The 17642-nt window shown below is 65.7% G+C and carries 16 protein-coding genes; 15 read left to right on the forward strand and 1 reads right to left on the reverse strand.

What is annotated here, in order from left to right:
* The first annotated feature begins 50 nt into the window (after window positions 1-50).
* From ABIA90_RS01600 to ABIA90_RS01640, 9 genes are all read left to right on the forward strand, one after another.
* A complete protein-coding gene (locus ABIA90_RS01600; protein ID WP_354117038.1) occupies window positions 51-713 on the forward strand; it encodes an HAD family hydrolase in 663 nt (220 codons plus the stop codon).
* Between the two features lie 6 nt (window positions 714-719).
* Window positions 720-1670, forward strand: a complete 951-nt coding sequence (locus ABIA90_RS01605; protein ID WP_014496591.1) for a sugar-binding transcriptional regulator — start codon at window positions 720-722, stop codon at window positions 1668-1670.
* Window positions 1671-2016: 346 nt separating this feature from the next.
* A complete protein-coding gene (locus ABIA90_RS01610; RefSeq protein ID WP_502916621.1) occupies window positions 2017-3270 on the forward strand; it encodes an ABC transporter substrate-binding protein in 1254 nt (417 codons plus the stop codon).
* 95 nt (window positions 3271-3365) lie between these two features.
* A complete protein-coding gene (locus ABIA90_RS01615) occupies window positions 3366-4238 on the forward strand; it encodes a carbohydrate ABC transporter permease (RefSeq protein WP_063984466.1) in 873 nt (290 codons plus the stop codon).
* A gap of 4 nt (window positions 4239-4242) precedes the next feature.
* Entirely contained in the window at window positions 4243-5073 is an 831-nt protein-coding gene (locus tag ABIA90_RS01620) for a carbohydrate ABC transporter permease (RefSeq protein WP_063984465.1), read from the forward strand.
* A 15-nt stretch (window positions 5074-5088) separates the two neighbouring features.
* Window positions 5089-6096: an ABC transporter ATP-binding protein gene (locus ABIA90_RS01625; RefSeq protein WP_354117040.1), complete on the forward strand. Its 1008-nt coding sequence runs from the start codon at window positions 5089-5091 to the stop codon at window positions 6094-6096.
* 40 nt (window positions 6097-6136) lie between these two features.
* Window positions 6137-6910, forward strand: a complete 774-nt coding sequence (locus tag ABIA90_RS01630; RefSeq protein ID WP_354117041.1) for an SDR family NAD(P)-dependent oxidoreductase — start codon at window positions 6137-6139, stop codon at window positions 6908-6910.
* A gap of 38 nt (window positions 6911-6948) precedes the next feature.
* A complete protein-coding gene (locus tag ABIA90_RS01635) occupies window positions 6949-8595 on the forward strand; it encodes an FGGY-family carbohydrate kinase (protein WP_354117042.1) in 1647 nt (548 codons plus the stop codon).
* 5 nt (window positions 8596-8600) lie between these two features.
* Window positions 8601-9536 (forward strand): carbohydrate kinase family protein, encoded by a 936-nt coding sequence (locus ABIA90_RS01640; protein ID WP_354117043.1) that lies wholly within the window; start codon window positions 8601-8603, stop codon window positions 9534-9536.
* Window positions 9537-9548: 12 nt separating this feature from the next.
* On the opposite strand, the gene ABIA90_RS01645 is transcribed toward ABIA90_RS01640, so the two are convergent.
* A complete protein-coding gene (locus ABIA90_RS01645; RefSeq protein WP_354117044.1) occupies window positions 9549-10436 on the reverse strand; it encodes a LysR family transcriptional regulator in 888 nt (295 codons plus the stop codon).
* 134 nt (window positions 10437-10570) lie between these two features.
* On the opposite strand from ABIA90_RS01645, the gene ABIA90_RS01650 reads away from it, so the two are divergent.
* From ABIA90_RS01650 to ABIA90_RS01675, 6 genes are all read left to right on the forward strand, one after another.
* A complete protein-coding gene (locus ABIA90_RS01650) occupies window positions 10571-11992 on the forward strand; it encodes an amidase (RefSeq protein ID WP_354117045.1) in 1422 nt (473 codons plus the stop codon).
* An 84-nt stretch (window positions 11993-12076) separates the two neighbouring features.
* Window positions 12077-13027, forward strand: a complete 951-nt coding sequence (locus tag ABIA90_RS01655; protein WP_354117046.1) for an ABC transporter permease — start codon at window positions 12077-12079, stop codon at window positions 13025-13027.
* The gene (locus tag ABIA90_RS01660; protein ID WP_354117047.1) at window positions 13024-13917 is read left to right on the forward strand and encodes an ABC transporter permease; all 894 of its coding nucleotides are present in this window, start codon (window positions 13024-13026) and stop codon (window positions 13915-13917) included. The genes ABIA90_RS01655 and ABIA90_RS01660 overlap by 4 nt, the downstream gene beginning before the upstream one ends.
* A gap of 2 nt (window positions 13918-13919) precedes the next feature.
* Window positions 13920-14933 carry an ABC transporter ATP-binding protein gene (locus ABIA90_RS01665; RefSeq protein WP_354117048.1) on the forward strand — a complete coding sequence of 338 codons (1014 nt, stop codon included), beginning with the start codon at window positions 13920-13922 and terminating at the stop codon, window positions 14931-14933.
* Complete coding sequence (locus ABIA90_RS01670) at window positions 14930-15934, forward strand: ABC transporter ATP-binding protein (protein ID WP_166351601.1); 1005 nt, start codon at window positions 14930-14932, stop codon at window positions 15932-15934. The genes ABIA90_RS01665 and ABIA90_RS01670 overlap by 4 nt, the downstream gene beginning before the upstream one ends.
* 54 nt (window positions 15935-15988) lie before the next feature.
* Window positions 15989-17485 carry an ABC transporter substrate-binding protein gene (locus ABIA90_RS01675; protein WP_354117049.1) on the forward strand — a complete coding sequence of 499 codons (1497 nt, stop codon included), beginning with the start codon at window positions 15989-15991 and terminating at the stop codon, window positions 17483-17485.
* Window positions 17486-17642 lie beyond the last annotated feature (157 nt).

Below are 17642 nucleotides of genomic sequence, written 5' to 3' on the forward strand. Positions count from 1 at the left end.
CTCTTCGGTGAACTATTGCTCAAAGCATGGGTATATGATCGAATGGCCGGATGGACCGAAGCCGGCAAAGGCCCGATCTCGTCATCTTCGACTGCGACGGCGTGCTCGTCGACAGCGAGCTCGTGAGCTGCCAGTGCCTTGTGGACGAGCTGTCCGGATTTGGGATATCGCTGACACTTGCGCAGGCGCTCGAGCTGTTTCTCGGACGAAGCACGAGCGCGGTCACGCAGCATTATCGCGAACTCGGCCAGGCGGTGCCGGCCGATTTTCCCGTCCGGCTGAAGGCGCGCGTGCTGACCGCCTTCAAGAAGGCGCTCCATCCGATTCCCGATGCCGATACCGTCCTGTCCGGCCTGCGCGTGCCGAATTGCGTGGCCTCGTCGAGTGATCTCGACCGCGTTGCGCTGTCGCTGAGGGTGACCGGTCTCACGCCGCATTTTGGCGACCGGATCTACACGGCGCAGATGGTCACGCATGGCAAGCCCGCGCCGGATCTCTTTCTCCACGCGGCGGAGAAAATGGGCGCGCTCCCTGCGCGCACACTGGTGATCGAGGACAGTGTCAGTGGCGTGCTGGCCGCGAAGGCTGCCGGCATGACCGTCTGGGGATTTATCGGCGGCAGCCATTATCGCGGGCGCGACGGGCAGGCTATATTGTCCGGCGCCGGGGCCGATCGGGTCTTCGCGCAAATGAGCGATTTCTGGGAGGCATAGGCCGCCATGGCCGTCGAGAACGAAAAGTCCAGACTCGACGATGCCGCGCGTGCCGGCTGGCTCTATTTCATTGCCGGTCACACCCAGGACGAGATCGCAAAGATGCTTCAGGTCTCGCGGGCCTCCGCGCAGCGGCTGGTCTCGCTGTGCCTGGCCGAGCGTCTCATCACCTTCCGTCTCGAACATCCCATCGCCGCCTGCATGGAACTGGCGGCACGCCTGAAGGCGCGCTTCGACCTCAGCCATTGCGAGGTGGTGCCGGCCGATCCTGCCGCGCCGCAGGCCACGGCGGGCATCGCCGAGCGCTGCGCCAATCTGCTGGATTCGACGTTGCGTTCGGAAACGCCCGTCATCGTCGCGCTCGGCACGGGGCGGGCGGTGCGCGCCGCGGTCGAGCGCGTGACGCCGATCGACCGGCCCAACCACCAGATCGTCTCGCTGGTCGGCAACATCTCCGCCGACGGTTCGGCGAGCTTCTACGACACCGTCGGCCGGCTCGCCGACCGCACCGGTGCGCGGCACTACCCGATGCCGCTGCCGTTCCTGATGTCGTCGGAAGACGAGCGCAACAAGATGGTGCGGATCGAACCGATCGCGAAGGTCAAGGCGGTCGCCGCCAAGGCGGACTTGCGCCTCGTCGGCATCGGTCAGATGGACCAGAAGGCGCAAATCCACATCGACGGCTTCGTCACCCGCGACGAATTGTTCGAGATGATGCGGCAGGGCGCGATCGGCGAAATCACCGGCTGGGCCTATGATTCCAAGGGCCGTCTGCTCAAGGCCGGCACCAACAAGCGCCTCACCAGCATTCCGCCGGAGGTGCCGGCCAAGACCACCACGATCGGCGCCGCGGTCGGTGCGGCCAAGGTGCCGGCGATCGCGGCCGCGCTGAACGGGCACCTGATCAACGGCCTGATCACGGACGAGGCGACCGCAAGGGCGATTCTGGAGCGGTAGGGCGGGCGCTACAGCCACTTGCGCCAATGTCATCATCCGCGAAAGCGGATGATCCAGTACGCCGCGGCCTATCCGGTGCGAAACCAACTCACGACACGGTGTACTGGATGCCCCGCTTTCGCGGGGCATGACAGCGAAGGCGGAGGAAAAGCTCCGGCCCTCCCGCACCGCAGCACTCATAAGTTGCGGGAACGCCCGCGCGCCTGCTTGACAAGCGCTGCACCTCGTCCGAACATACGCCCAACGCGTGGGCATATGCTCAGAAGCGCGATCTAGGGAGGTCACCGTGAAACACGTCCTCGGCGCCGTCTGCGGCGCGTCTTGCCTGTTGCTGGCCGTCCCTGTGATGGCCGAAACGACCCTGACCATCGCCACCGTCAACAATGGCGACATGATCCGAATGCAGGGGCTGACCAGCGAATTCACCAAGAAAAATCCAGACATCACCGTCAAATGGGTGACGCTGGAAGAGAACGTGCTGCGCCAGCGCGTCACCACCGACATCGCCACCAAGGGCGGCCAGTTCGACGTTTTGACCATCGGCACCTATGAGGTGCCGATCTGGGCCAAGAAGGGCTGGCTGGTGCCGCTTGCCAATCTCGGCGCCGACTACGACATCGCCGACCTGCTGCCGAAGATCAGGGACGCGGTCTCTGTCGACGGCAAGCTCTACGCCGCGCCGTTCTATGGCGAGAGCTCGATGGTGATGTATCGCACCGACCTGTTCGAGAAGGCCGGCCTGAAGATGCCGGAAAAGCCGACCTGGGATTTCGTCATCGATGCCGCCAAGAAGCTCACCGACAAGAGCGCCGGCACCTACGGCATCTGTCTTCGCGGCAAGGCCGGCTGGGGCGAGAACATGGCGTTCCTGTCGGCCATGGCCAATTCCTACGGCGCGCGCTGGTTCGACGAGAAGTGGGAGCCGCAGTTCAATACGCCGGAATGGAAGACGACGCTCACGACCTATGTCAATCTGATGAAGGAGGCCGGCCCGCCCGGCGCGAGCTCGAACGGCTTCAACGAGAATCTGGCGCTGTTCAACGCCGGCAAGTGCGCGATGTGGATCGACGCCACGGTCGCGGCGTCCTTCGTCACCAATCCGAAGGAGTCCAAGGTCGCCGACAAGGTCGGCTTTGCGCTGGCGCCGAACACTGGGCTCGGCAAGAACGCCAACTGGCTGTGGGCCTGGAGCCTCGCGATCCCCGCCGGCTCCAAGAAGACGGAAGCCGCCGAAAAGTTCATCGCCTGGGCTACCAGCAAGGACTACACCAAGCTCGTGGCGTCGAAGGAGGGCTGGGCCAACGTGCCGCCGGGCACGCGGACCTCGCTCTACCAGAACGAGGACTATCTGAAAGTCGCGCCGTTCGCGAAGCTGACGCTGGCCTCGATTGATGCTGCCGACCCGAACAAGCCCACCGTGAAGCCGGTGCCTTACGTCGGCGTGCAATACGCCGCGATCCCCGAATTCCAGGGCATCGGCACCCAGGTGGGCCAGCAGTTCTCCGCCGCGCTCGCGGGATCGATGACGGTTGATGCCGCGCTTGCCGCGGCGCAGTCCGCCACCGAGCGCGAGATGAAGCGCGCCGGCTACATCAAGTGAACCCGAGCTCTCCCTCCTGAGCTCAAACTGGCGGCCATCCACCAGCCAGCCCCGAATGGATGGCCGCCTTCTTCCTCCCAGCGGAGACGCCAAGGATGGCAACCCGGCAGACGCAGTTTCTTGCGCGCTCGCTCCTGACGCCTGCGGTCGGGCTGCTCTTCATCTGGATGATCGTTCCGCTGGCGCTGACGATCTATTTCTCGACCCTGCATTACAGCCTGCTCGATCCCGGCTCCGAGGCGTTCGTCGGCCTGGAGAATTTCCGCTACTTCCTCACCGATCCCGCCTTCCTCGCTTCGCTCCGGAACACGCTGGTGCTGGTCGGCTCGGTGCTGGCGCTGACGATCCTGCTCGGCATCCCCCTCGCGGTGCTGCTCGATCAACCCGTGATCGGCCTCAACATCGTGCGGCTGATGGTGATCGCGCCGTTCTTCGTGATGCCGACGGTGAGCGCGCTGGTCTGGAAGAACCTCTTGATGCATCCGGTGTCCGGCCTGTTCGCCTGGCTCGCCAAGGTATTCGGGCTGACGCCAATCGACTGGTTCACTGACGCGCCGCTGCTCGCGGTGATCCTGATCGTCGCCTGGCAATGGCTGCCGTTCGCGACGCTGATCCTGCTCACCGCGCTGCAATCGCTCGACGAGGAGCAGAAGGAGGCGGCCGAGATGGACGGCGCCAGCGCGCTCTCGGCCTTCATCTACATCACGCTGCCGCATCTGGCGCGTCCCATCACAGTGGTGATCTTGATCGAGACCATCTTCCTGCTCACGGTGTTCGCCGAGATCTACGTCACCACCGGCGGTGGTCCCGGACTGTCGACCACCAACATCGCCTTCCTGATCTATTCGCAGGCGCTGATCCAGTTCGATGTCGGCAGTGCCTCCGCCGGCGGCCTCGTTGCTGTTGTGATTGCCAACATCGTCGCCTTCTTCCTCGTCCGCATCGTCGGCCGCAACCTGGAGGCATGAGAGCATGGCGCGGATGGCGACGACGCAGCGGGTGGTGGTATCGACGATCGGGGCGTGGTTCTTCGGCTTCCTGATCTTCTTCCCGATCCTCTGGATGGTGCTGGCGAGCTTCAAGACTGAGCTCGAGGCTTTCGCGATTCCGCCGTCCTTCCTGTTCTTCCACTGGACCACGGAAAACTACGCCACCGTACAGGAGCGCAGCGACTATCTGCATCACGCGCTGAACTCGATCATCATCGCCGGCGGCTCGACGCTCATTGCGCTGTTGATCGCGATCCCCGCGGCCTGGTCGATGGCGTTCTCCCCGACCAAACGCACCAAGGACATCCTGCTCTGGATGCTCTCGACCAAGATGATGCCGCCGGTAGGCGTGCTGGTGCCGATCTATCTGATCTTCAAGACCTTCGGCCTGCTCGATTCCCGCGCTGGACTGATCTTCATCCTCTGCCTCGGTAACTTACCGATCGTGATCTGGATGCTCTTTACCTACTTCAAGGAGATCCCGCGCGACATCCTCGAAGCCGCGCGCATGGACGGCGCCACCATCGGCCGCGAGCTCGTCTACGTCCTGACGCCGATGGCGATCCCGGGCCTCGCCTCGACCATGTTGCTCAACTTGATCCTGGCCTGGAACGAGGCGTTCTGGACGCTGAACCTGACGACCTCGAACGCCGCGCCGCTCACCACGTTCATCGCCTCCTATTCGAGCCCGGAAGGGCTGTTCTGGGCAAAACTGTCGGCGGCCTCGACGCTGGCGATCGCGCCCATTCTCGTCCTCGGTTGGTTCAGCCAGAAGCAGCTCGTACGCGGGCTCACCTTCGGCGCGGTGAAGTAAAGGGGCCGGCGGATCATGGGTCAGATCACACTTCAAGACGTGCAGAAATCCTTCGGTCCCGTGCACATCATCAAGGGCGCCGATCTCGACATCGCCGACGGCTCCTTCGTGGTGTTCGTCGGTCCCTCGGGCTGCGGCAAGACCACGCTGCTGCGGCTGATCGCCGGGCTCGAGGACGTCTCAGGCGGCAAGATCCTGATCGACGGCAAGAACGTCGTCGACACGCCGCCGGCCAAGCGCGGGCTGTCGATGGTGTTTCAGTCCTATGCGCTCTATCCGCATATGAGTGTACGCGGCAATATCGGCTTCGGCCTCAAGATGGCGGGTCTTTCCAAGGACGAGACCAACCGCAAGGTCGAGGCGGCGGCGGCGACGCTGAACCTGACGCCATATCTCGACCGCAAGCCGCGCGAGCTCTCCGGTGGCCAGCGCCAGCGGGTCGCGATCGGCCGCGCCATCGTCCGCGAGCCCAAGGCGTTCCTGTTCGACGAGCCGCTGTCCAACCTGGATGCGGCCTTGCGCGTGCAGATGCGGATAGAAGTCACGCGGCTCCAGAAGCAGCTCGGCACCACCGCGATCTACGTCACCCACGATCAGGTCGAGGCCATGACCATGGCAGACAAGATCGTCGTGCTCAACGGCGGCAAGATCGAGCAATATGGCTCGCCGCTGGAGCTCTATGAGCGGCCCGCCAATCTCTTCGTCGCCGGCTTCATCGGCTCGCCGAAGATGAACTTCGTCACTGGCGAGCACGCCTTGCAGAAGGGCGCGGCGACGATCGGCGTGCGGCCGGAGCATCTCAAGATCGAGCGCGACGGCGCCGGCGGCTGGCAGGGAACGATCGCGGTCGCCGAGCATCTGGGCAGCGACACCTTCCTTTATGTCGATGCCGGACCGCTCGGGATGCTGACGGCGCGCTACATCGGCGAATTGAGCCTGCATGCCGGCGACCGCGTGTCGCTGGTGCCGGATCCCGCGCGCATCCATCGCTTCGACGACAGCGGCAACGCGCTTCGGGGCTGACAAGAAACGGCAAGAAACGGCGAGAAACGGAAAGACCACCATGTACCTCGAAAAATTCAAGCTGAGCGGCAAGACCGCGTTCATCACCGGCGGCGGGCAAGGCATTGGCCTCGCCTGCGCGGAAGCGCTGGCCGAAGCCGGCGCGAAGGTCATCATCGGCGACCGCGACAGCAAGGTTGCCGATAGCGCGAAGGCCAGCCTGAAGGCGAAGGGTTTTGACATCGAGACGGCGATCATGGACGTCACCGACACGAAGCGCGTGGCGGAGGTGGCGGCCGACCTCGTCGCCCGCCACGGCAAGGTCGACATCCTCGTCAACAATGCCGGCATCGCCCGCAGCGAGACGCCGGCCGAGACCGTCACCGACGAGCACTGGCTCAACGTCATCGACGTCAATCTCAACGGCACCTTCTGGTGCTGCCGCGAATTCGGCAAGCACATGCTGAAGGCCAAGAGCGGTGCCATCGTCAATGTCGGCTCGATGTCGGGCTTCATCGTCAACAAGCCGCAGGAGCAGTGCTTCTACAACGCCTCCAAGGCCGGCGTGCACCATTTGACCAAGTCGCTGGCCGCCGAATGGGGCGCGCGCGGCGTCCGCGTCAACGCGGTGGCGCCGACCTATATCGACACGCCGCTCAATGCTTTCGTGAAAAGCACCCCCAAAATGTATGACGCCTGGATCGGCGGAACCCCGATGGCGCGGATGGGGCAGGTCGAGGAGATCGCCTCCGTCGTGCTGTTCCTGGCCTCGGAGGCCGCGAGCCTGATGACCGGCAGCATCGTGCTGGTGGATGGCGGCTACACTTGCTGGTAGGCTTGCGTCAAAACTGACGAGAGCGACCGGGAGCGACAATGCCGCGAGCGTATATCGGCGTCGACGTGGGGACCACGAGCACGCGAGCAGGGGTGTTTGACGAGGCCGGCGCCCTCCTTGCCACCGCCAAGCATCCGATCAGGATCTGGCACGAGGCCGGCGACATCGTCGAACAGTCGTCGTCCGACATCTGGGACGCCTGCGTAACGTCGGTGCGGGCCGCGATGGCGGAAGCTGCCATCGCGCCCGACAGCGTCGGCGGAATCGGTTTCGACGCCACCTGTTCGCTGGTCGTCCTCGATCGGCAAGGCGAGCCGGTCACCGTCAGTGCCTCCGGCGACCGCCAGCGCAATGTCATCGTCTGGATGGACCATCGCGCTACGGCCGAGGCACGGCTGATCAACGAGACCGGGGACGCGGTGCTGCGTTATGTCGGCGGCTCGATCTCGCCCGAGATGGAGATGCCGAAGCTGCTGTGGCTGAAGCGGCACATGCGCGCGAGCTTCGATACCGCCGGTCATTTCTTCGATCTGGCAGATTATCTGACCTGGCGCGCGACCGGCTCGCTGCGGCGCTCGACCTGCACGGTCACCTGCAAGTGGAACTACCTCGCACACGACGGCGGTGGCTGGAGCGCGCCGTTCTTCAAACGAATCGGCCTCTCCGATTTCGTCAGCGAGACCTACGCCCGCATCGGCACCGAGATCGTCGCGCCCGGCACGCGGCTCGGCGAAGGCCTCACCCGAGCTGCGGCTGCGGAACTCGGTCTGTCGCCGGGCACGCCGGTCGGCGCCTCGCTGATCGATGCCCATGCCGGCGGCATCGGTGCGATCGGCGGGCGCGACGGATCGGGCGGAACGAGCGATGTCAGCGACCGTCTCGCCTACATCATGGGGACGTCGGCCTGCATCATGGCGACGACGAAGGAGCCGTGCTTCGTGCCCGGCGTATGGGGCCCTTATTATTCCGGCATGGTACCTGACTTCTGGCTCAACGAGGGCGGCCAGTCGGCCGCGGGCGCGGCGATCGACCATCTCCTCAAGTCGCATCCCGGCCATGCCGAGGCGAGCGCGGCGGCGCGCAACGAGGGCGTCGACCTTATCGAGTATCTCGAGCGGCGCATCATCGCGCGCGCCGGTGACGCCAGCCGTGCCGCGCTGCTCGCCCGCGACGTCCATGTGCTTCCCGAATTCATCGGCAACCGCTCGCCCTACGCCGATCCTGACACCCGCGCGGTGATCGCTGGCCTCGATCTCGACAGCGACGTTGGTGCGATGGAGCGGCTGTTCGTCGCTGGCCTCTGCGGTCTGGCTTATGGCCTCGCCGAGGTGATCGAGGCCTTTGCCGCGCATGGCGTCCATTCCAGCATCATGATCATGGGCGGCGGCGCGAGCCGCAGTCCGCTGGTGCGGCAGATCATGGCGGATACCACCGGGCTCACCGTCGCGCTGCCGCAAACGAAAGAACCCGTGCTGCTGGGCGCCGCGATGCTCGGGGCGGTGGCCGGCGGCGCCTATGCCTCGATCGGCGAGACCATGGCAAAGATGTCGGCGCTGGGGCGACTGAGCGAACCGACTGTACCCGAGATGGCCGCGTTTCACACACGCAAGCGCGGCGTCTATAAGCTGCTCCGCGAGGTCGATCGCGGTAGCCGTGCGGCGATGCGCGACATCGCCAGAGGTTGAAACGGATGCTGATTTCCTGCGGCGATGCGCTGATCGATTTCGTGCCGACGCGAAGCGCGGAGGGGCGAGAGGCGGTGATGCCTGCGGTCGGCGGCTCCTGCCTCAACGTCGCGATCGGCATGGCGCGGCTGGGCGCGCCGACAGGATTTGTCGGCGGCGTCTCGACCGACATGTTCGGACGAATGATCGCAGATCATGCGACGGCGTCGAACGTCGAGCTGGGGCTGGCCACCCGCAGCGACCGCCAGACCACGCTCGCCTTCGTGCGCATCGTCGCGGGCGAGTCGCACTATGCGTTCTACGATGCCGAAACCGCGACACGGAACTGGACCTACCGGCGTGGCACAATTCCGTTCGCGAATATCGAGGCCGTCCATGTCGGCTCGACCACGCTGGTGAACGACCAGGGCGCGGCCGAGACCAGGGCGATCATCGTGGACGCGCGCGCGTCGTCGACGATCTCGTTCGATCCGAACTGCCGCCCCAATCTGGTCAAGAACAAGCCGGCCTATCTCGCGCGCATGGCCGAGTTCGCAGGCCAAGCCGATCTCATCAAGATGTCGGATGTCGATTTCGCGTATCTCTTCGGCGAGGAGCCATATCAGCAACGTGCGAACGCGTTGCTGGGGCAGGGCACGAGCCTCGTCGTCATCACCCGCGGCAACAACGGGGCCATTGCCTGGCACGCGGGAGCAGGGCAGATCGAAGTTCAGGCGCCGAAGGTCGAGATCGCCGACACCATCGGCGCCGGCGACAGTTTTCAGGCTGCGCTCCTGTTCGCCCTGCACAAGCAGGGCCGCATCAGCCGGCAGCAACTGAAAGACATCGGCGCGGACGAGCTTCGCCGCGCGCTGTCCTTTGCCGCCAAATGTGCCGGCATGACCTGTACCCGCCCAGGTGCCAATCCGCCGTGGAGCCATGAAGTCACGTGGAGCGTCTAGCGCGGCTGCGCATCACAGCCGTGCCACGACCTTCTCGGCGCATTTGAGGAAGGTGCGGATCAGTGGGCTCTGCGAATCCCGCCGCCAGCACGCGGCGATATCGATGGAGTCGGCGGCATCCCGCAGCGGCCTGAACACGATGCCCTGCGGCGCGCCGAGCTTCGCGCAGGCCGGCAGGATCGCAAGCCCCTCGCCGGCGAGAACGAGGCTCATCGCCGAATGCACCGTCTCCACCCGGCTCGCGATCGGCATCACGATCTGATGCCGCCGCAGCAGGGCTGCGACCGCGGAGGAGGCGGGGTCTTGCTCCGGCGGCGGCAGCGCGATCAGCGGGCGGCCCTGGAGTCGCGCCATCGGCACTGCGCTCAGGCGCGCAAGCGGCGAGCGCTTCGGCATCGCCAGCATGAACGGTTGTGCGCCAATCCGCGCCACCTGGATCTCGGGATGGTGGATCGCCGGCATGCACAGCGCGACGGTGACGCTGCGGTCGAGCAGCCGCGCCTCGCGCGTCGAGGCGCTGAGCTCGGCGAAGTCGAGGTCGACGCCGGGAATGGATCGCCGCAGCTCGGGGATCAGGCGCGGCAGCATGGCGTTCGCCAGCACGAACATGTATCCGACCGAAATCCGCCCGCGGCTCCCGGCCGCGACCGCCCGCGCGGCTTCGACCCCGTCGGCCGCAAGCGCCAGCGCCTCGCCGGCGCGCACCAGCAGGGCCTGGCCCGCTTCGGTCAGGTCCATGCCGCGCGTGCCGCGGCGGAACAGCGGCGCGCCAACCTCGGCCTCCAACTTGCGAATCTGGACCGACAGCGGCGGCTGCGCCATCCGCAGCCGTTCGGCGGCCTTGCCGACGCTGCGCGCCTCGGCCACGGCGACGAAATAGCGAAGCCGGTGAAGATCCATTGGCATACCGAAAACGTATGGGTTGACCACTAAAATGGTATTGGACGCTGAGTTAACAGAAGTGTCATTCTCGCTGTCAATGCCTTGTCAATGCTTGGGCCAACGAGGGCCGGCTTCGGAGCGATGATTTGACGATGAACGGCGATCCCTGCCTGCTGTCCGCAACCGAGTTGCGCGGCCTCATTTCCACGAAGAAGATTTCGCCTGTCGAAGTCACCCGCGCCGTGCTCGCGCGCGCCGAGGCGCTTCAGCCCGAGCTGAACTGTTTCATCACGCTCTGCGGCGACGAGGCGATGGCGCAGGCGCGTGCGGCTGAGCGCAAGGTGATGGCCGGCGAGCCGCTCGGCCTGCTGCATGGGCTTCCGGTCACCGTCAAGGACATCGTCAACACCAAGGGTGTGAGGACCACCTTTGGCGCCGTTCCCTACAAGGACAATGTGCCCACCGAGGACGCCGTCGCAGTCGCAAAGCTGCGCGCGGAAGGCGCGATTCTGATCGGCAAAACGACCACGCCGGAATTCGGCAGCAAATGCCTGACCGACTCGCCGCTGTTCGGCCGCACCCGCAACGCGTGGAGCGCTGAGCGCTCCTCCGGCGGCTCCAGCGGCGGCGCTGCGGTGGCGGTGGCGAGCGGCATCGCGCCCCTTGCGATTGCGACCGATGGCGGCGGATCGACGCGAATTCCCGCAGCCTGCAATGGCGTGGTCGGGCTGAAGCAGAGCAACGGCGTGATCGCGCACAGCCAGGCGCTCGACGCCTTCGGCAACCAGACCTATGTCACGCCGACCACGCGCACGGTCGCCGACACCGCGCTGATGATGCAGGCGATGGCCGGCGAGGACTCCTGCGATCCCTGGTCGATCGGCGTGCCCGTGCCCGATTTCATTGGCACCGCCTTGCCGCGCGGCGATCTGCGCGGGCAAAGGATCCTGTTCTGTGCGTCGCCGCCCGGCCGCCCGGTGTCGTCAGATGTCGCGGCCAGCTTCAAGGCGAGCCTCGACCGGCTGGCCGGTCTCGGTGCCGAGCTCGAGGAGTTCTCCGGCGAGGGGTTTGACATCGAGCCGATCTGGCGCGCCATCAACCACACCGTCTGGCGCACGCGTTTCGCCAAGCTGGTGGCCGAGCATGGCGACGTCCTTAGCGAAGCCTTCGTCAAGCAGGTCGCGCTCGCGACCAATGTCAGCGGCGTCGCCTATCAGGAGGCGATGTTCGCGCGCACCGCGCTGTTCCGCCGCGTGCAATCCCTGCTTGCGCGCGGGCATCTTTTGGCGATGCCGACCCTTACCCGCACCGCGCTGCCGATCGACCAGGACCTGTTCGGCACCATCGAGATCGACGGCAAGCACTTCGACAGCGTCCGGCCGCACTGGTTCCCCTGGACCATGCCGTTCAACATGACCGGACACCCCGCGATCAGTCTTCCCAGCGGCTTCGGCGGCGACGGCCTGCCGATCGGGCTTCAGCTCGTCGGGCGCTTTCGTGCCGATGCCGAACTGCTGCGGGTGAGCGCGCTGTTCGAGGCCTCGCACGATCTTCTGTCCCGCCGGCCCGGCTGAGGTGAGGCACATGCCGCAAAGGACTTGCCTCCGGCGCCCGGACATGTTGATCGTGCGGCGGATGAGCCCTGAAGCCGAGCGCGCATGAGCGTATTCTTTCTTCGACGTCTGTTGACCTTGCTGGCGACGCTGGTCGGCGCATCCGTGATCATTTTCCTGGTGTTGGACGCTCTTCCGGGCAACGCGGCGCAGATGCTGATGGGCGCCGATGCCTCGGCCGACGCGGTGCGCGCGCTCACCGTCAAGCTTGGGCTCGACCAGCCGCTGGCGGTTCGCTATTTGCAATGGATCAAGGGCCTCCTCGTCGGCGAGCTCGGCAACAGCTATGTCTATGGCACGCCGGTCGCGAGCCTGATCGCGGAGCGGCTGGTGCTGACCGTTCCGCTCGCGATCATGTCGATGCTGATCACGGTGACGCTGGCGCTCTCGGCCGGCATCTACACCGCGGCCAACCACAACAAGCTCGGCGACGTCGGCGTGATGTCGTTGACGCAAGTGGGCATCGCGCTGCCGAATTTCTGGTTCGCGATCCTGCTGGTCCTGCTGTTCTCGGTGCGGCTGCAATGGCTCTCGGCGGGCGGCTTTCCCGGCTGGGAGGATGGCATCTGGCTCGGCATCAAGTCGCTGCTGTTGCCGGCGATCTCGCTCGCCGTGGTGCAGGCCGCGATCCTCGCGCGCGTCACGCGCTCGGCCGTGCTCGAAGTGCTGCGCGAAGATTTCGTCCGCACGGCGCGCGCGAAGGGTCTCGGCAAGCGCGAGGTGCTGTGGAGCCACGTGCTGCGCAACGCCATGATCCCCGTGATGACGGTGATGGGGCTGCAATTCGCCAATCTGCTCGCCGGCACCATCGTGATCGAGAACGTGTTCTACCTGCCGGGCCTCGGCCGCCTGATCTTCCAGTCGATCGCCAACCGCGACCTGATCGTGGTGCGCAATTGCGTGATGCTGCTTGCGGCCATGGTCGTCATCGTGAATTTCGTGGTCGATGTGCTCTACGCCTTCATCGATCCCCGCATCAAGGTCCACGATTTGTGAGCGCGCCCCTGGCCACTTCGGTCGACGCCCCGATCGCAACGCGTCCGCTGCCGGCCCGCACCTTCTGGGCCCGCGCGCTGCGTCACCGCAGCTTTGTGCTGGGCGGAGCGCTGAGCCTTCTGGTGCTCGCCTCGGCGCTGCTGTCGCTGGTGTGGACGCCGTGGTCGCCCTATGAGATCGACATCGCCTCGAAGCTCCGGCCGCCGTCGGCGGCGCACTGGCTCGGCACCGATTCCTTCGGCCGCGACATCGTCTCGCTGCTGCTCGCAGGCGCGCGCTCGACCATTCTGGTCGGCATCATCGCCGTGAGCATCGGTCTCACCTTCGGCGTCTGCCTCGGCCTGGTCGCGTCGGCCAAGCGCGGCTGGACCGAAGAGATCATCATGCGCTTCTCCGATTTCACCTTCGCGTTTCCGGCGGTGCTCTCCGCGATCATGCTCGCCGCCGTCGTCGGGCCGGGCATGGTGACCTCGATCATCGCGATCGGAATCTTCCAGATCCCGACGCTGACCCGGCTGACGCGCGGCTCCGCCAACGCGATCTGGGCGCGCGAATTCGTGCTGGCCGCGCGCGCCTCGGGGAAGGGCAAATTCCGCATCACCATCGAGCATGTGCTGCCCAACATCCTGTCGATCCTGATCGTGCAGGTCACGATCCAGTTCGCGCTCGCGATCCTGGCCGAAGCCGCGCTGTCCTATCTCGGCCTCGGCACGCAGCCGCCGCAACCGTCCTGGGGCCGCATGCTGAACGATGCGCAGACGCTGCTGTTCCAGTCGCCGATGCTCGCGGTCTATCCGGGCGCGGCGATCGCCATCGCGGTGCTCGGGCTCAATCTGCTCGGCGACGGACTGCGCGATCTGCTCGATCCGCGACTGGCGCGGGAGCGATGACGATGGGGGAGCGCTCAACCCTGCCGCTGATCGAGGTCGCTAATCTCGGCGTTCGCCTCAACACCAGCCGCGGACCGGCGCAGGCCGTGCGCGGCGTCAGCTTCACCCTCAAGCGCGGCGAGACACTGGGTCTCGTCGGCGAATCCGGCTGCGGCAAGTCGGTGACGGCGCTGTCGCTGATGGGCCTCTTGCCGGACAGTGCTGTCGTGACCGGCAGCATCAAGCTTGATGGCAGCGAGCTCGCCGGTCTGTCGGATGCGGATTATTGCAAGCTGCGCGGCAACCGCATCAGCATGATCTTCCAGGAGCCGATGACAGCGCTCAACCCGATGCACACGATCGGCCATCAGGTTGCCGAGCCGCTGCGGCGTCACAAGAAGTATTCGGCGGCGCAGGCGCGGCGTGAAGCGATCGCCTTGCTCGACCGCGTCGGGCTGCCCGATCCCGCAAAGCGGATCGACGCCTATCCGCATCAGTTCTCCGGCGGTCAGCGCCAGCGCGTCACCATCGCGATGGCGCTGGCCTGCGAGCCCGACCTCCTGATCGCGGACGAGCCGACCACGGCGCTCGACGTCACCATCCAGGGCCAGATCCTCGACCTCATCGCCGATCTCGTCGAGGAGCGCGGCATGTCGATGATCCTGATCTCGCACGATCTCGGCGTCATCGCCGAGAACGTGCAGCGCATGATGGTGATGTATGGCGGCACGGTCGTCGAGAGCGGGCCGACCGACGAGGTATTCCGCCGCATGGGCCATCCCTATACGCAAGGCCTGTTCCGCGCCCGGCCGAAGCTCGGCGCGCGCAAGGGGACGCGGCTGACGACGATCTCGGGCACGGTGCCCGAACTTGCGGACTTGCCTGCCGGCTGCACGTTCGGCGACCGCTGTCCGCTGGTCGAGGACAGGTGCCGCGTGGCGCTGCCGCCGATGATCGAAGTCGGTCCCGGTCACGGCGTGCGCTGTGTGCGCACCGATGTCTCCATGGCCGCGAATGTCGGAGCGCTGCCCGCATGACCGCAGCGCCGCTTCTCGACGTCAAGAATCTCGAGCAGCGCTACACGCTGCCGCGCGAAAGCCTGTTCCGTCCGCCGGGCCAGGTGCGCGCGCTCAACGGCGTCAGCGTGCGGGTCGATGCCGGCAAGAGTCTCGGCGTCGTCGGCGAGTCCGGTTCGGGCAAGTCGACCTTCGCGCGGGTGGTGATGGCGCTGGAGCGGCCGACGTCGGGGCAGGTCGCGCTGCTCGGGCGCGATCTCAACCGCATCTCGGCCGACGAGCTGCGCCGCGCGCGCCGCGATTTCCAGATGGTGTTCCAGGATCCTTACGGATCGCTCGATCCGCGCCAGACCATCGCGCGCATCGTCGCCGAGCCGCTCACCGTGCTGGAAGATGCCGACCGCACCACGTTCCGCGCCCGCGTCTCCGCGGTGCTGCGGCAGGTCGGCCTGCGCGATGCCGACATGGACAAATATCCGCACGAATTTTCCGGCGGCCAGCGCCAGCGCATCGCGATCGCGCGCGCGCTGATCACCCAGCCGAAGCTGATCGTCGCCGACGAGCCGGTTTCCGCGCTCGACGTTTCGGTGCAGGCGCAGGTGCTCAATTTGATGCAGGACCTCCAGGAGCAGTTCGGCCTGAGCTACATCCTGATCAGCCACGACCTCGCCGTGGTCGACTATCTCTGCGACGAGGTCGCGGTGATGTATCTCGGCCGGATCGTCGAGCAGGGCAGGCCGGAGGACCTGTTCGAGCGCTGTGCCCATCCCTATACGCGGGCGCTATTGGATGCAGTGCCGCGGGCGCGCGCCGGCGGGGGCCGGCGACGGCGCGGGGCCCAGGCGATCGCCTCGCAATCGGTGACTGCTGCCGGATGCCCCTATGTCGCGCGCTGTCCGCTGGCCGACCAGCATTGCCGCGAGGTTCCGCCCTTGCTACGCAAGGTCGGAGAAGCCCATCTCGCCGCCTGCCACAAGGCGGAGGCGGTGATGGCATTGCCGCACGCGGCCATGGAAGGTTAGTGTCTCCCATGGAATTGGCGTAGGCTGAGACAAGAGAAGGCCGGGGAGTTACGCATGTTCAGGAAATTGTCGATCGTCGCATTTGCCGCCGCGCTTGTCGCAGCACCGCTGCCGGTGCTGGCGCAGAGCAAGAAGGACAGCGTCGTCATGGCGATGGCGCTGGAGCCGCCGGGGCTCGATCCCACCATCGCCGCCGCGGCGGCGATCGCCGAAGTGACGCTCTACAACATCTATGAGACGCTGACCAAGATCAACGAGGACGGCTCCGTCTCGCCCTTGCTGGCGGAGAGCTGGACCGCCTCGCCCGACCTGAAGACCTACACGTTCAAGCTGCGCAAGGGCGTCAAATTCCAGAACGGCGAGCCGTTCGATTCCGCGGCGGTGAAGTTCTCGTTCGAGCGCAACGCGATCGCGACCAGCACCAACAAGGACAAGAGCCTGTTCCAGGCTTTCGAGAAGGTCGACGCGCCCGACGCCGACACGGTCGTGATCTCGGTGAAATATTCCGAGCCGAACCTGCCGTTCCTGCTCGGGCAGGCGAGCGGCTCGATCGTCGAGCCGAAGAGCGCAGCCACCAACGGCACACAGCCGGTCGGGACCGGGCCCTATCAGTTAGGGGCCTGGGCCAAGGGATCCTCGCTCACTCTGAACAAATGGGCCGACTATCGCAACGCCGCCGCGATCAAGCTGTCGAAGGTGACGATCCGCTTCATCTCCGACCCGGCCGCGCAGACCGCGGCGCTGCTCTCTGGCGACGTCGATGCGTTCCCGCGCGTTGCGGCAGCGCGCGCCATCGGACAGTTCAAGGCCGATCCGCGCTTCAACGTCATGGTCGGCGGCTCCCGTGCCAAGACCATCGTCGGCATCAACGAGCGCAAGAAGCCGCTGGGCGACGTCCGCGTGCGCCGTGCCATCCTCGCCGCGATCGACCGCAAGGCGATGATCGACGGCGCAGCTGACGGTTTCGGCACGCCGATCGGCAGCTTCTACGTGCCCGGCGCGCTCGGCTTCGTCGACACCACCGGCATCAACCCCTACGATCCCGAGAAGGCCAAGAAGCTGCTGGCGGAAGCCGGCGTCACCACTCCGCTCGAGCTGTCGCTGAAGCTGCCGCCGCCGTCCTATGCGCGGCAGGGCGGCGAGATCCTCGCGGCGCAGCTCGCCAAGGTCGGTATCATCGCCAAGATCGAGAATGTCGAATGGGCGCAGTGGCTGTCGCAGGTGTTCGCCGGCAACGGCCCGCATAATTTCGACCTCACCATCGTCAGCCATGTCGAGCCGTTCGACCTCGTCAAGATCACCGAGCCGGACTACTATCTCGGCTACAACAACGAGGCCTTCAACGCGCTCTACAAGCAGATCGTGTCGACGCCGGACGAGGCCGGCCGCGCCAAGCTGCTCGGCGATGCCCAGCGCATGCTGGCCACCGACGCGGTCGCGGGCTTCCTGTACCAGCCGCAGCTCATCACCATCACCAACAAGAAGCTCAAGGGCGTCTGGAAGGACGTCCCACAATACGAGAACGATTTTTCGACCTGGTCCTGGGAGTAGGGGCCGTTCGATCAAGTCGAACCTGCTGCAACGTTGACCTCTCCCCATCGAGGGAGAGGTCAATCTTTTTGGGCAACCCAAAACAAGAACCTGAAAAACAACCCCATGCACAGTAGCCGGGGTTAGATATTTCAATGGCTTGCACGGTCCGCTCGAT

Source organism: Bradyrhizobium sp. LA6.8 (assembly GCF_040547935.1).
In the GTDB taxonomy this organism is placed as follows: domain Bacteria; phylum Pseudomonadota; class Alphaproteobacteria; order Rhizobiales; family Xanthobacteraceae; genus Bradyrhizobium; species Bradyrhizobium barranii.